The organism is Xanthomonas sp. 3498 (genome assembly GCF_014199795.1).
Classification (GTDB): domain Bacteria; phylum Pseudomonadota; class Gammaproteobacteria; order Xanthomonadales; family Xanthomonadaceae; genus Xanthomonas_A; species Xanthomonas_A rydalmerensis.
Map to the genome: position 1 here is coordinate 58,061 of NZ_JACHOH010000007.1, position 12,782 is coordinate 70,842.

Genomic DNA, 12,782 nt, shown 5'->3' on the forward strand with positions numbered 1-12,782 from the left:
CTACAGGAACGTGCGACGCGTTGTCTGGATGCACTGTAGGAGGGACTTCAGTCCCGACTGCTGCCATGGTCGAAGCGCCCCGCCGCCTCCGCTCTTCGCAGGTGAAGCCGCGCCCATCGCACGCCACCTACGGCGCGCACGCCGCCAGTTTCTGGTCGGCATACCACAGCGCGCGCCGCGCCAGGTCGTAGGCGCTGTCGGCCTCGCGCGGCAGGAGTTGCTGCGCGCGGATCGGGTCGGCGCCCTTGGCCATCGCGGTCTCCACCTGCAGCAGCGCATCCAGGTGCTGCTGCACCGGCGCCAGCAGGCGCGCACGCTGTGCCGCCGGACAGGCGCCGCGGCGTTGCTGCAGATCGGCCAGGGCCTGGCGAATCCGCCGGCTCGCTTCGCCATCCAGTCCCGGCGCCTTCTCGAAGGCGATCGGCGCGGCCTTGTAGGCATCGCCGGTGGCCTCGCTGCCAAGGTCGCTGGGGCGTTCGTGCAGCGCCGGATTGAAGCGCACGTCCGGCGGCGGCCGCGCCACGGCCGACTGATGCGTGTTCTTGGGCAGCAGCTGCCTGATCGCCCGGTCGATGCCCTGCACCGCGACGTCGCCAAGCGTGCCGTCGCTGGCCCAGTCCTTGTCGAAGCGGGTCGACCGGTAGTCGATCGGGTTGGGCCGTTCGAGCAGGCGCTTGGACTTGGCGACGTCGCGCGGATTGAGCGTCCCCGGCGGCGTGCCTTGCGCCTGCGCGAACGGATCCACCGCCACCCCGTCCGGCAGGCGCGGATGGCCATCGCCGGTATAGAGCGTCGCCGCCATCCGCGTGTCGGCCGCGGCGGGCGCAGCCTGCGTGGGCGTGAGCGTGGGCGGGGACGGCGGCGCGGCGGCGGCGGGCGGCTGCCGTGCGGGGGCGTGCGTGCGCGCGGCCGTCGACGGCGCGGGCGCGGAGGCCGATGGCGGGACCGCGGCGCGCTGCACAGGTTGCGGCGGCAGGAACACCAGCCGCAGCGCATCGTCGGCCGCCACGCGTGGCGGCGCCGATGGTGCGCCCCACAGCAGGCGCCCCAGCAACACCAGGATCATTGCGGTCGCCAGTGCCGCCCACAGCTGCTGCCAACGGTCTTGCGCAGGGAGGGCGGTCACGACGATCGGGGATCCATGGGCAGGCGCGATAGCGAATGTGGAGGACGGACCGGTACAGCGTGCCGCGAGTTCCGTTGCCGGCGCGTGCCGCCGCGCGCGGCGGGCGGCGATACCGCGCCACCTGCGGCCGCTCTGCGCACGCAAGGCCTTGTCCTGCCAGGGATTGTGCCGGCGCGCGCGGAAACCGGCTAAGGTGGCGCGCGCCGGCGCTGCGACAGCCGGCGTACAGCCAGCGGGCACCGGCGCCCGCCCTGCCGCAGGAGACCCGCATGATCCGACGCCTGGCCGCCACCCTGTTCGGCGCCGCATTGGCGCTGCCGGCGCACGCCGCGCCCTCGCACCTGGACAGCGTCCTGCAGCGCGGCGCGCTGCGCGTGTGCACCACCGGCGACTACGCGCCCTATAGCCGCCTGCGTGCCGACGGCAGCTACGAAGGCATCGACATCGCCCTGGCGCAAGCGCTGGCCGAGAGCCTCGAGGTCAAGGTCCAGTGGGTGCCGACACGCTGGCCGACGCTGCTGCCGGACCTGCTCGCCGACCGCTGCGACATCGCCGTCGGCGGCATCTCGGTGTCGCTGCCGCGGCAGCGCCAAGCCTGGTTCAGCGCGGTGCTGGAGGTCGACGGCAAGATCCCGCTGGTGCGCTGCGCCGATCGCGCGCGCTACCGCGCCATCGCCCGGATCGACCGCCCCGAGGTGCGCGTGATCGAACCGCGCGGCGGCACCAATGAGGCCTTCGCCCGCCGCGAGTTGCCGCATGCGCAGCTGATCCTCTCCGACGACAACCCGGCCATCTTCCGCGACCTGCGCGAGGGCCGCGCCGACGTCATGATCACCGATGCCTCCGAAGCGCGCTTCCAGCAGCGCCAGGTTCCGGGCCTGTGCGCGGTGGCGCCGCAGCAGCCGCTGCAGTACAGCGAGAAAGCATTCCTGCTGCCGCGCGACGACATGGCATGGAAGGCCTACGTCGACCAGTGGCTGCACCTGAGCAAGGCCAGCGGTGCCTATGCGCGGATCGTGGCGGCGTGGCTGGGCGAGACCACGCCCAGCCATTGAGCCGCGCTACCGGCGTAGCGCGTGTGATGCACGTTGCGACGAGAGGTGTTGGCCGTCCGTGGTGGGGAAGCGGTGTTGCGGGGTGCGGCCTTGGCTAGCGCCAAGGCAAACCGCGCAGCACTGGCCCCGCGCCGCGGACGACCAACCGTTCGGGCAGCGTCCTGTGGCGCACCGAGACCGCGTCGGCGCCTCGCCTCGACGTCACACGACGCTTCACACGCATCTCAACCGACCTAGCGCGCGCTAATCCCGCCGCGTTCGCGCCACGCGAGGAATCCGCCCATCTGCAGGGCATGCGGCAGCATCTGCAGATAGTCGTGGCGGCGCGGCTCGGCGGCAACCGCATCCGATGGCCAGTGGTCGAGCAGGCCCTGCAGTCGCGGCAGGTCGAGGACGCGATTGGCCAGCGCAGACGTGCGCAGGCCGGCGAGTTGCTGCTGCATGGCGCCGCGTCGGGCGCACAGCCGTGCGAACCAGTCCCCCTGCTGCACCCCGACCGCCCGGTTGTCGAAGACCTGCGGCGGGCCGCCGCGCGCGGCCAGCAACCGGCGCGGCAACGACCGACTGACCCCGTCGCGCAGGAACTGGTCCAGCGGCAGCGCGCCGAAGAACTCGATCACCCGCCGGTCGCCCAGCGGCATGCGCATGTCGATGCCCGAGATGGCACGCAGGGTGCTCCAGTCGTCCATTGCCGCGGCGTTGCCAAGCAGCCACTCGCGCAAGACGCGCAGCGATCGATGGCGCCCGCCCAGACGGAGCCGGTAACGGCCCAGGTCGAGCGACCGATGCAACCCCAGTTCACGCGCCAGGGCAGGATGCAATGCCGAACCCCGCTCCCAGACGGCGGCCGGCAGACCGTGCCAATAGCGCAACAACCATACAGGCGCATACGGACGCAGGACGTGCCGCTGCAGGGCCTTACGCAGGCTCAGGCCTTCGCGCCCGGCCAAGGCGCGCGCCTGTGCCAGCAGCGCCGCCCATCTTCCCTCGCGCAACAGGTGCGGCAGGCGCAGCAGGCCGTCGTAACTGAAGAACGCATTGCCCAGTTCGCCGCCGATCAACACGCGGCCGCCGCGCGCGTGCAGCACCCGATGCAGCGGAAAGAACCAGGCCATGTTGAGCGGCGAACGCACCGGTTGACCGCTTTCCCGCCACCAGCGTGCGTCATCGTTTTCGCCCCAATCGTCGGCATCGTCGCCGACCGCCTGCCAGTCGATGCCGGGATGACTGGCGGCCAGCAGGCGCGCACGCGGCGATTCGTCGTAATAGTGCGTGGCGCTCGCGGCCGCGGTCGCTCCCTGCGGCACGCGGGTCAGCGCAAGCACGCGCGCCGGGGCCGCCTGCCTGGCCGCCGACAGCACGACAGAGCCGCTGTCGAGCCCACCGGTCAGACAGGCAGCCACCGGACCCTGCGCGCGCAACGCGTCGGCCACCGCGCGATCCAGAACCTCCGCCGCTGCCGCCTCGACCTCGGCATCGTCGCCCAGGCGCAGCGATCCCGCTTCCGGCAGCGTCCACCAGCGGCGGCGATGCGTGGTCTCGGGCGTGAGCACCAGCGCATGGGCCATCGGCACCCGATCGATGGCACGGTAGAGCGTGCGTTCGGGTCGGACCCGGTCCATCACCAACTGATCGGCGATGGCCTGCTCGTCCAGGTCCAGCGGCACGCCGGGCAACGCCAGCAGCGCACGCAGGCGCGTGGCGAACGCGATCAGGCCCGCCCCTCTGTGCACGAACAGCGAACGCATGCCCACCGGGTCGCGGGCAAGCAGCAAGCGCCGGCGATCGGGTCGATACAGCGCCAGCGCATAGGATCCGTGGATTCGCGGCAAGGCGTCGACGTCCCAGCGTTGCAATGCCTCCAGCAGCAGCGCGCTGTCGCTGTCGCGCCTGCTGGCCGGCGCCCCCAGGGCCTGCGTCAACTCCTCACGTGCCGCCAGCACCACATCCGCCGCCAGCACGGCACCGGAGCGCCCGACCGACGGCATCGCCTCGCTGGCGTCTTCCGGGGTGATCACCCGCTGGCGATGGACGATGGCCACCGCACCGTCCTGCCAGATGCGGATCGGCCCGATGCCGCGTGCATCCAGCGCCTCACCGAGGCGGAGCAACTCCGCGCGCTCGACCGGCGCCCCGTCCAGGCACCAGACGCCGGCGAAATCGCTCATGCCTCACATCGCGGCCGGTTCTTCAGGAACCCGTGGTGGGACCGGCACCGTCGTTACCGACTGTCGCATTGTTCGCGGTCTCGTCGATGGACAGGAACGCCACGACAGGCGCCGACCAGGGTTTGCGCGCATCGTGCGCGGAAGACACGACTGGATTGTGCTCGTTCATCGGAGGGTCCTTTGCGTGTGAGCGAACCGGCCAGACGGGCGGCTTGCGGTGTAGTGCGTCAAGCACAGGGACGGCCTGCAATTGGGCCATCGCGCCCATGCAACCGAACCGGCGACCCCGTTGCGGTTGCACGTTAAGCTTGGCACTGCAACGTACACGCTGCATGGCCGCCAATCGAGTTCCTAGATAAGAACCACAATTTCGCATGACTTCGTCGTCCGCTCCCTGGCGTCGCGCGTTTTCGATCCAGGCCATCCGCTGGCTGTACCGTGCTCTGCGCAGCCGCGAAGATCGGACCTACGCCTGGCTGCAACTCACCTCCGCTGCTCCGCTGTTCCAGGACTACGGCACCACGTCCATGGATCGCTATCCCGCGCTGTTCCGCTTCGCCCAGGAGACACTGGGTGCCGCGGCCAACCTGCGCCTGCTGTCCTTCGGCTGCGCCAGCGGCGACGAAGTCTTCACCCTGCGGGACTATTTCCCGCAGGCCGCGATCTGCGGAATGGATATCCATCCCGGCCACATCGCCGCATGCTGGCAACGCCTCGCCGCCGCGCCGGATCCGCAATTGGAGTTCCGGGTCGCCGGCAACACGGCGGACGAGGCGGATGCGTCCTACGATGCGATCTTCTGCCTGGCGGTGCTGCGCCGCGGCGATCTGGCGATGCATCGCGGCGCGCGCTGCGACCATCTGCTCCGATTCGAGGACGTGCAGGCGCAGTTGCAGGATTTCGCGCGCTGTCTGCGCCCCGGGGGACTGTTGGTCCTGCGCCACGCCAACTTCCGCCTGCGCGATACCGAAGCGGCGCGCTGGTTCGATCCCGTGCTGTGCGTTGCCACGCCGCCACGGGCGGACACGCCCCTGTTTGGCGCAGACAACCGGCGGCTGTCCGTGCAGTCCGACGACCAGGCCGTGTTTCGCCGGCGCGTTTCGCCGCGCGACTGAGCCGCCACGACATCGCTGCGCTGCGCGCTTTCCAGGCAGGGCGCTTCCCGGGTAAGGTGCCGTTTTGGCACTCGTCACCTTCGCACATGAGCATCGATCCGAACGCAGTGATCGCGCAGCATCCTGGTTGCCTGGCCGCCGAGATGGGCGAGGAACTAGTGATCATGAGCGCAGAGCGCGGCCTCTATTTCTCGCTGGATCCGGTCGGCAAGGCGGTGTGGTCGCAACTGGCGGCACCCTGCACTTTCGCGACCTTGTGCGATCGGCTGGAAGCGGACTACGCAGGCCCGCGGGCGGTCATCGAGACGGACGTGGCGGCGCTGCTGGACACCCTGCTCGGCGCAGGCGCCATCGAGATCCGCGCCTGAACGGTGGCACGGCCGGCGCCGCGGTGCGGGCGTTGCCGGCGGGCGACGACAGGCATTACCTGCTGTGCGGCTGGCATGTGCGCAGTACGCTGGCGCTGCCGGAACTGCCGCCGTGGCCGGCAGCGGCAGGCGCAGCGGACGTGCAGATCGAGGAAGCCCGATTGCCCGACCGACTCGACCCGGCCGAACCGGACGGAACGTGGCTGAGCGTCGGTGCGGACGGCGCGGTGCTGCTGCAGGTCCCGAACCTGGTTCGCCTGCACATCCAGGGCGGTCGCTCGATCCGGGTGCAGCGGCTGTGCGACCACGACGAGGGGTGGCGGCTGTTCCTGCTCGGCGGAGCACTGGGCTGCCTGTGCCTGCAGCGTGGCCTGTTTCCGCTGCATGCCGCCTGCCTGCGCATCGGCGGCCGCACCGTGGCCATCGCTGGCCACAGCGGTGCCGGCAAGTCCACCCTCTCGGCCGCACTGCTCGAGCGCGGCCATGGCGTGCTGAGCGACGATCTGACCGTCGTCCGCACCGCAGCCGAGCGCGCGCCCGAGGTATTGCCCGCCTTTCCGCGCCTGAAGCTTTGGCGAGACACGCTGGAATCGCTGCGGCTCCCCGTCGCCGGCCTGGCGCAGGTTCGCCATGGCATGGACAAGTTCGATCTGCGGCCGCAGTCCGGATTCGATGCGACGCCCGCGCCGCTGGACGCCATCCTGATCCTGCAGGACGCAGCGACGCCGCAGTTGGTGCGCTGCCCACCAAGCGCGGCGCTGCCGCTGTTGCACAGCTATCTGGCGCGACCGCAGGTGGCCGACCGCCTCGGCCTGCGTGCAACCACCTTCGCGCAGGCAGCCGCGATCGCGCGCCATGTCCCTGTCTGGCGCCTGCAGCGCCCGCGCCGCTTCGATGCGCTGGATGCCACCGCGACCGCGATCGAGAACGGCCTGGCGCGATGAACCGGCGCGGCATCGTCTGGCTCGCGTCCTATCCCAAGTCCGGCAACACCTGGGTGCGCTGCCTGATCGCCAACCTGCGCTCGGACGGCGCGGCCGTGCCGTTGAACGCGCTCGGAGACGCACTGCCCAATGGCGCCTCGCATGCGTGGTTGCAACAGCGTGTCGACGTGGACATCGGCGAACTGCTGCCCGCGGAGCTGGACCGGTTGCGCGCCGCTGCCTACCGGCAGTGCGCCGCACAGGACACAAGCCTGCTGAAGGTGCACGACTTTTACCACCCGGCGTTGTTCCCTCCCGACGCGACCCTCGGCACCGTCTACATCGTGCGCGATCCGCGCGACGTGGCACCCTCGTGGGCGGACCATATGCGGGTGGATCTGGACACGGCCATCGAGCAGATGGGCGATGCGCAACGCATCATGAGCCAGTCCACGTCCGCTCCGCGATCGCAGACGCCGCAGCGCTTCGGAACGTGGTCGGGTCATGTCGCGTCATGGCTGCAACGCGCACCGGGCCCGCGCCTGCTGCTGCACTACGAGGCGCTGCAGGCGCAACCGCTGCGCGAAGCGACGCGGCTGGCGCGGTTTCTGGGACTGAACGCCGACCCGGCGCGCGTGGCCGCCGCGATCGCGGCTTGCAGTTTCGAACGTTTGCGCAACGCCGAGAAACGCGAGGGCTTCGTGGAACGTCGCCAGGGCCAGGCGCGGTTCTTTCGCCAGGGCCGCGCCGGTGCCTGGCGCTCGACACTCGACCCGGCGCAGGTGGCACGCCTGACCGCCGACCATGGCGTGGTCATGGCTTGGCTAGGCTACCACTAGGAACGGCCGACACTACGACGGCGCAGCCGCCAGGCGGGCGTCGACGGTGCTCTGAATCCGCATCCACCACGTTCGTACACAGCGGTGCCTGCCGTCCGCACTCACCTGGCGACGCTCGCGACGTTGCGTTGGCCGCCCTAAGCGTTCGCTGCACCGCCGGACCAGGCCATCTGCCAACCGATCGGGGTCTCGGCCCACACACGGAAACCGAGACGGTGGTACAGGCACGCCGCTGGATTGGCCTTGTCCACTTCCAGCAACACCCGCCGTCCACGCGCGGCCGCCTGTGCCTGGACGGCACCGATCAGGGCAGCACCGATGCCCTGGCCGCGATCCTCCGACGACAACAGGATATCCAGCAGGCGAAGGTCGCCGGCCTGGGTGCTGCCGAGGTAGATCCGGCCCGCCAGCCGTTCCCCATGCAGCAGCACCAGGAAGCGGACCTCGGAATTGGCGGCGGCGTAATGGCGGCGCTGCGCATCGAACTGCTGGTCGAGCAGCGCCACCTTGGCCGCATCGTCCCACGGCAGCATCGCGAACTCGGGCCAGCGGTGGTGGCGGAACAGCGCCCGCAATGCGGGCAGGTCCGCCACGCATTCCGCGCGCATCATCATGCCCCGCGCGGATAGCGCCGCCGGACAAGCGACATCCAGCGGCATTATGGCCTCGGCGGGAAGACGCCGTCGGTGGCACAGATGCAGTACCGCAGTGTCGCGAACGGCTGCCGATTCTCGTGGGCCTGCGGCAGCGCCGCCACGTCGGGAAAGGCGGACAAGGCGGCGGGCGACATCTGCGCGTCGAGCGGGGGCCCCGGCAGCATGAACGGGGTATAGGTCGTCGGCGGCGACGTCGTCGGATTGAGCAGCCTGGAGGCGTAGCTCGACGCACTGGGCGTTTTGCCGGAAGCGCCCGGAGCCACGCCCGGCGCCATGTACTTGCTGCTGATCGCATGGGTGTGGGCCGGTAACTGCAGTTCGGAGGCCAGGACCACCCCATCGCTGCCCTGCAGCTGGCCGATCGCATAGGTGCTCAAGCCGACGCCCTGCCCCTGTCCCAGCGCGGCACGGCCGCGCAGGTCCGGCAAGCCGAATGTCGTGCGGCCGTCACCGCCGTACGTGAATCCGATGACGCCGAACAAGGCCTGGTATTGCTGCAGGCTCACCACCTGTCCCAGGCAGTCGAGCCAGCCCTCCGGCGCGAAGTTGTAGGTGAATGCGCGCACCTCACCGATGAAGCTACTGGACATAGCGAACCCCTTTGCGATGGCCGGTCACGGCCGGTCGGGAAAGATGCCATTCAGGCAGATCAGGTAACTCAACGCCTGCGTTGCCATGCGGTTGTCGTGCGCCTGGTTTCCGCCGCCGACGGCAACGGTATCGGGAGCGAAGGTGGAGGCGGTGGGAGTGGAGCTGGGCGGTGGAGTGAAGTACATCACTTCCGCGTTCTGCGGAGTGGCCAGCACGTTACCGGACGGCGTGGTCAGCGTGGCGGCGGCTGTGGTCGCCTGCAGGGTATGCCGATGCGGCGGCATTTCCGCCAGTTGCAAGGCGACCGTTTCCGCGCCCACCTTCTGTCCGATCGTACGCGCCGTCAGTTGCGGCGCCGGCGCTCGCGCCTCGCCCTGTCCCTGCCCGATCGCGACGCGGCTGCGCAGATCGGGCAGATTGAAGTAAACGCGCGCGTCGCCTCCGTACGTGGTGCCGATGAGCGCGTAGAGCGCCTGGTAATCGTTGATCCGCAGTTGGCGCCCATCGCAGAACGCCCAGTCCTGCGGCTCGTAATTGCCGGCGAACAGAATGATCTGACCGGTGTAAGCATCCATGGTGTGGTTCCTTGTATGGCCGCGTCAGGGGTGTTGCGGATACAGCCCGCTCGTGCAGATGCAGAAATTCAGAACCAGGGACGGCTGCATGTTGTTGTGCGCGGCTCCAGCGCCCTCCTGGCTGACCGAATCCCCTGCCAATCCGACCAGCGTACCGCCCGGCGGCGCGTACATGTTGTGCGATGCGGGAGCCTGGGCGAAATGCGCACCGTTGATCGCGCCGATGGTACCGACCACGGAGACCGCGTTCACCATGTGCGTATGCGCGGGAATCTGCGCCGCGGTCAGCGCCACGCCCTCGAGCCCGCCGTAGTTGCCGACCCGGTAGTTCACCGCCGGCGTGGTCAGCGGGTTGACGCCCTGGCTCACCGGAACGCGGCCGCGCAGGTCGGGCAGATTGAAGTTGGTCTTGCCATCGCCGCCGAACTGATTGCCCAGCAGCGATGCCAGCGCCTGGTTGCCGAGGATCGGCAAGGTCCGTCCGTCGCACGGGAGCCAGCCCTTCGGCGCCCAGTCGATCGGGAACAGGCGGATTTCGCCCAGATACGCGTCAGTCATAGAGCATCTCCTCAGATGTCAGTGCCGTCGAGCGAAGGGCCGCATCCATGGCCGCGCGCGAGTCCCGCAGAATCCCCAGGCGATGCAGCCCTTTGCATCGCGTCTTGACGGATATGCTACACAGCCGCTGAGCACCCGAGACATCGGCCTGACGCTGATTCGGACCAACCGAAGCGAACGAGACAGACCAAAATCATGTGCCCAGTGAGTGACTTAGTCCGCCTGCGAAGCGACGCCGCCTGCGCGCGTCAAGAAATTTTGTCTACGTCGGAATACAAATCGCAAAATCCGGCCAATTGCGGCTCAAGCGCCGCGGTCCGTGCCGATCGCGCGCGCGATGCCCGCCGGGTCCGTCGATGACGGCGGCGGCCGCCAACTGGTCGCCCGCCTTCGCACATGCATTGTGTCTTTGGCGGGCCGACGCGGACCCGTTGCGCGCAAGGACCATCGACCCGCGGGCGTTCGCACGCACGCTCGCGCAGCATCGGCTGGCGTTGGCGCTGCCGCCTGCCGACACCTTGGCTGGGGCCATGCCGGCGCCGCTGTGGGCCGTACTCCACCAGCGGCAGCACCGCATGCTCGCCCATACACTGCGGCAGACCGCCGCGCTGCGCGCGGTCGTGCCGCGCTTGCATGACGCCGGCCTGCGCTACTGCCTGCTCAAGGGGCAGGGCTATGCCGCGTTGTTTGGTCGTCCCGAGCATCGCGAAGCCTGCGATATCGACCTGTTGGTCGATGCCGCAGACCGCGATCGCGCGCTGCCGTTGCTGCAGCGGCTCGGCTATGTGCTGGATCCGGCCGTGGCGAAGGCGCTGGATCGCTATGCGCGCGATAATCACGCCTTGTCGCTGCGGCATGCGACGAGCGGCCTGGTGCTGGAGCTGCATCTGCGTCTGGCCAACCAGGCGCATGAGTTCCCGCTGGATCAGCGTGCGCTATGGAACGAGCACACCACGCGCGTCGCCTTGGGCGACCTGCAGGTGACCACGCTGGCGCCGTCCCTGGCGGTGGTCTATGCCGCCTTCCACGGCAGCAAGCACAACTGGCACCGCGCGTTCTGGCTGGTGGACATCGCGCAGGCGTTGCGTAGTCCGTCGCTGGATTGGGACGCAACCGTGGCGCTGGCGCGTCGTCTGGGCGTGGAACGGCACCTGGCGTTGGGCGCCTTGCTGGCGGAGACGGCGCTTGGCACGCCCTTGCCCGAGGCCTTGCAGGCGCAGACGCCGTTGTTGCGCAGCGGGCATTTCGCCGCACGGACGCTGTTGCCGCATCTGGACGCGCTGGGTTCCGACCGCGGCGCCGACCTGGCAGCCAGGCTCGGCGTGATCCGCTATGCCTTGCGCCTGTTGTCGCTGCAATCGAGCTGGCGCGGTCGCCTGCAGGTAATCCCGTTCCTGCTCACTCCGACCGAAGACGATCGCGCCGCAACCGCGCTGCCGCGCGCGCTGCACTGGGCCTATCCGGGAGTGCGTGCCCTGCGGCTGGCCAGACAGCATCTGCACAAGCGGCGGCGCATGCGCTGACACCGGCACCGCTGGCGATCCGGCGCAGTGCGTAATCGAAACCCGAGCGCAGACCAGGATCAGCACGCAGATCGGGCCCGTGGAACCCGTACTTCCTGGCCGCATGCTCGGCGTGCCGATGATGGGTGATGGTGATTGTCCGCGCGTGCCGTGGCCGTCGGAAGCGGCGCCAGCGGGCGTGCCGCAGCCGCAGATCAGCAGGTGGACGCGCTGCCGCGCGGCAATGCGCTACGAGTGTCGTTATCGCCGGAACTGCTCCGGCATCGCGGCGGATTGCTGTGACCGCGGGCAGCCAGCCGATCCGCCGACCGCACCGGCGCACTCGCTCAACCGGCCAGGCCCAACTGTTCGGCCAGGTCGCTGCGCGGCGAACGCCCGTAGAGCCGGCTGTATTCGCGGCTGAATTGCGACGGGCTCTGGTAGCCGACCCGGTAGCCGGCCGCGCCCACGTCCATGCGTTCCACCACCATCAGCCGCCGCGCCTCGCGCAGGCGCAATTGCTTCTGGTACTGCAGCGGCGTCATCGCCGCGACCGCACTGAAATGGTGATGCAGCGAGGACACGCTCATGTTGACCTGGCGCGCCAGGTCCTCGATCCGCAGCGGTTCGGCGTAGTGCTGGCGCAACCAGGCGATGGCCTTGGCGATGCGGTTGCTGGGGCTGTCCTCCTGGGCGATGCGCAGCAGGTTCGGCCCACAAGGACCGACCAGCAGTCGGTACAGGATCTCCTGCTCGATCAACGGCGCCATCGCCGCGATATCGGCCGGCCGCTCGAGCAGCCGCAGCATGCGCAGCGTCGCGTCCAGCAGGTCCGGGCAGGCGGTGTTGACCGATACCCCGCGCGGGCGCTCGGCGCCGACCTGCGGCGGCAAGGGAATGCGCTCGAGCAGTTCGCGCAGCCGGTCCGGCCGGATCGACATGCCCACACCCAGCAGTGGCTGCTCCGGGCTGGCCTGGGTGATGCGCGAGACCACCGGCAGATCCAGCGTCACCAGCAGAAAGGTGCCGACCCCGTAGCGGTACTCCTCGCTGCCCAGGGTCAGGCACTTCTCGCCCTGCAGCACCAGTGCGAAGACGGGCCATTGCGCGGTATGCGTCTTCGGCGAAGGCGCGGAGCGGTAGGAACAGAAGAAGCCCTCGATGGCGGTGTCGTGGTCGCCATCGGGCGTGGCCAATCGGGCAACCAGGGCGGCCATTTCCTGGTAGCGGTGGGCGAGCGCGGTCATCGGCAAGGGCGCCGTAGCGTGCGGAGAAGGAAGGGAAGCTTGCACGATGCTGCGCCGGC

Annotated in this window: 14 protein-coding genes; 6 read left to right on the forward strand and 8 right to left on the reverse strand. The window is 69.6% G+C overall.

The genetic code is table 11. The annotated features are described in order from the left end of the window. Positions 1–127: 127 nt before the first annotated feature. A complete protein-coding gene (locus GGR66_RS17580; protein WP_326521060.1) occupies positions 128–1,126 on the reverse strand; it encodes a hypothetical protein in 999 nt (332 codons plus the stop codon). Positions 1,127–1,395: 269 nt separating this feature from the next. Here GGR66_RS17580 and GGR66_RS17585 point away from each other — a divergent pair, with 269 nt between their 5' ends. Beyond that, complete coding sequence (locus tag GGR66_RS17585) at positions 1,396–2,181, forward strand: transporter substrate-binding domain-containing protein (RefSeq protein ID WP_184449464.1); 786 nt, start codon at positions 1,396–1,398, stop codon at positions 2,179–2,181. Positions 2,182–2,414: 233 nt separating this feature from the next. On the opposite strand, the gene GGR66_RS17590 is transcribed toward GGR66_RS17585, so the two are convergent. Further along, complete coding sequence (locus GGR66_RS17590) at positions 2,415–4,349, reverse strand: asparagine synthetase B (RefSeq protein ID WP_184449466.1); 1,935 nt, start codon at positions 4,347–4,349, stop codon at positions 2,415–2,417. Positions 4,350–4,371: 22 nt separating this feature from the next. Beyond that, complete coding sequence (locus GGR66_RS17595; RefSeq protein ID WP_184449468.1) at positions 4,372–4,518, reverse strand: hypothetical protein; 147 nt, start codon at positions 4,516–4,518, stop codon at positions 4,372–4,374. Positions 4,519–4,723: 205 nt separating this feature from the next. Between GGR66_RS17595 and GGR66_RS17600 the strand changes: the two genes are divergently transcribed. The 4 genes from GGR66_RS17600 to GGR66_RS17615 all read left to right on the forward strand — a co-directional run bounded on the left by GGR66_RS17600 (position 4,724) and on the right by GGR66_RS17615 (position 7,594). Further along, entirely contained in the window at positions 4,724–5,464 is a 741-nt protein-coding gene (locus GGR66_RS17600; RefSeq protein ID WP_184449470.1) for a class I SAM-dependent methyltransferase, read from the forward strand. Between the two features lie 86 nt (positions 5,465–5,550). Further along, the gene (locus GGR66_RS17605) at positions 5,551–5,832 is read left to right on the forward strand and encodes a PqqD family protein (RefSeq protein ID WP_184449472.1); all 282 of its coding nucleotides are present in this window, start codon (positions 5,551–5,553) and stop codon (positions 5,830–5,832) included. A 23-nt stretch (positions 5,833–5,855) separates the two neighbouring features. Further along, positions 5,856–6,776, forward strand: a complete 921-nt coding sequence (locus GGR66_RS17610; RefSeq protein WP_326521061.1) for a hypothetical protein — start codon at positions 5,856–5,858, stop codon at positions 6,774–6,776. Then, positions 6,773–7,594, forward strand: coding sequence for a sulfotransferase domain-containing protein (locus tag GGR66_RS17615; protein ID WP_184449474.1), 822 nt, complete (start codon positions 6,773–6,775; stop codon positions 7,592–7,594). The genes GGR66_RS17610 and GGR66_RS17615 overlap by 4 nt, the downstream gene beginning before the upstream one ends. Positions 7,595–7,731: 137 nt before the next feature. Here GGR66_RS17615 and GGR66_RS17620 read toward each other — a convergent pair whose 3' ends face one another. Genes GGR66_RS17620 through GGR66_RS17635 form a run of 4 tightly spaced genes read right to left on the reverse strand, consistent with a single transcriptional unit; the run spans position 7,732 to position 9,974 of the window. Continuing rightward, a complete protein-coding gene (locus tag GGR66_RS17620) occupies positions 7,732–8,208 on the reverse strand; it encodes an N-acetyltransferase (protein WP_184449476.1) in 477 nt (158 codons plus the stop codon). Positions 8,209–8,252: 44 nt separating this feature from the next. Beyond that, positions 8,253–8,840, reverse strand: a complete 588-nt coding sequence (locus GGR66_RS17625) for a tail fiber protein (protein WP_184449478.1) — start codon at positions 8,838–8,840, stop codon at positions 8,253–8,255. 24 nt (positions 8,841–8,864) lie between these two features. Next, the gene (locus GGR66_RS17630) at positions 8,865–9,416 is read right to left on the reverse strand and encodes a tail fiber protein (protein WP_184449480.1); all 552 of its coding nucleotides are present in this window, start codon (positions 9,414–9,416) and stop codon (positions 8,865–8,867) included. Positions 9,417–9,440: 24 nt separating this feature from the next. Next, positions 9,441–9,974, reverse strand: coding sequence for a tail fiber protein (locus GGR66_RS17635; RefSeq protein ID WP_184449482.1), 534 nt, complete (start codon positions 9,972–9,974; stop codon positions 9,441–9,443). Positions 9,975–10,330: 356 nt separating this feature from the next. Between GGR66_RS17635 and GGR66_RS17640 the strand changes: the two genes are divergently transcribed. Further along, a complete protein-coding gene (locus tag GGR66_RS17640) occupies positions 10,331–11,497 on the forward strand; it encodes a nucleotidyltransferase family protein (RefSeq protein WP_184449484.1) in 1,167 nt (388 codons plus the stop codon). 326 nt (positions 11,498–11,823) lie between these two features. Here GGR66_RS17640 and GGR66_RS17645 read toward each other — a convergent pair whose 3' ends face one another. Next, positions 11,824–12,723 carry an AraC family transcriptional regulator gene (locus tag GGR66_RS17645; RefSeq protein ID WP_184449486.1) on the reverse strand — a complete coding sequence of 300 codons (900 nt, stop codon included), beginning with the start codon at positions 12,721–12,723 and terminating at the stop codon, positions 11,824–11,826. Positions 12,724–12,782 lie beyond the last annotated feature (59 nt).

Bases quoted from the DNA above. Each gene is read 5' to 3' on its own strand.
- GGR66_RS17595 (WP_184449468.1), bottom strand. From the start codon at position 4,518: ATGAACGAGCACAATCCAGTCGTGTCTTCCGCGCACGATGCGCGCAAA.
- GGR66_RS17635 (WP_184449482.1), bottom strand. From the start codon at position 9,974: ATGACTGACGCGTATCTGGGCGAAATCCGCCTGTTCCCGATCGACTGG.
- GGR66_RS17625 (WP_184449478.1), bottom strand. From the start codon at position 8,840: ATGTCCAGTAGCTTCATCGGTGAGGTGCGCGCATTCACCTACAACTTC.
- GGR66_RS17645 (WP_184449486.1), bottom strand. From the start codon at position 12,723: ATGACCGCGCTCGCCCACCGCTACCAGGAAATGGCCGCCCTGGTTGCC.
- GGR66_RS17600 (WP_184449470.1), top strand. From the start codon at position 4,724: ATGACTTCGTCGTCCGCTCCCTGGCGTCGCGCGTTTTCGATCCAGGCC.
- GGR66_RS17620 (WP_184449476.1), bottom strand. From the start codon at position 8,208: ATGATGATGCGCGCGGAATGCGTGGCGGACCTGCCCGCATTGCGGGCG.
- GGR66_RS17630 (WP_184449480.1), bottom strand. From the start codon at position 9,416: ATGGATGCTTACACCGGTCAGATCATTCTGTTCGCCGGCAATTACGAG.
- GGR66_RS17640 (WP_184449484.1), top strand. From the start codon at position 10,331: ATGACGGCGGCGGCCGCCAACTGGTCGCCCGCCTTCGCACATGCATTG.
- GGR66_RS17590 (WP_184449466.1), bottom strand. From the start codon at position 4,349: ATGAGCGATTTCGCCGGCGTCTGGTGCCTGGACGGGGCGCCGGTCGAG.
- GGR66_RS17615 (WP_184449474.1), top strand. From the start codon at position 6,773: ATGAACCGGCGCGGCATCGTCTGGCTCGCGTCCTATCCCAAGTCCGGC.
- GGR66_RS17605 (WP_184449472.1), top strand. From the start codon at position 5,551: ATGAGCATCGATCCGAACGCAGTGATCGCGCAGCATCCTGGTTGCCTG.
- GGR66_RS17585 (WP_184449464.1), top strand. From the start codon at position 1,396: ATGATCCGACGCCTGGCCGCCACCCTGTTCGGCGCCGCATTGGCGCTG.